We start from the raw sequence: 280 nt of genomic DNA, 5'->3' as shown, positions 1-280 counted from the left end.
ACAAGCTGCGGTAAATCGCCCACAGCATCTAGATGAAGTTCTAGCTATCTTAACGGAAGCGAGAACGCTCGGCTTTAAATCTATCAATATGGATATGATCTATGGGCTACCATTTCAAACAGTAGAGAGCTACAAGCAAACGGTTGAGCAACTTATCGCGCTTTCTCCTGATAGAGTCTCTGTATTTAACTATGCCCATCTTCCGGATAGATTTGCAGCACAGCGTAAACTAAAAGAATCCGACATGCCGAGTGCGGGAGAAAAACTTGAAATCTTTAAG

The 280-nt window shown here is 42.9% G+C and carries 1 pseudogene; it reads left to right on the top strand.

What is annotated here, in order from left to right:
• Window positions 1–280 (top strand): annotated as a pseudogene (locus CWC16_RS19575) (oxygen-independent coproporphyrinogen III oxidase); the annotation flags it as partial.

It is taken from the genome of Pseudoalteromonas sp. S3776, assembly GCF_005886915.1.
In the GTDB taxonomy this organism is placed as follows: Bacteria; Pseudomonadota; Gammaproteobacteria; order Enterobacterales; family Alteromonadaceae; genus Pseudoalteromonas.
The sequence above is the reverse complement of the archived record's forward strand: the minus strand, read 5'-3'. Positions and strand labels throughout refer to the sequence as shown.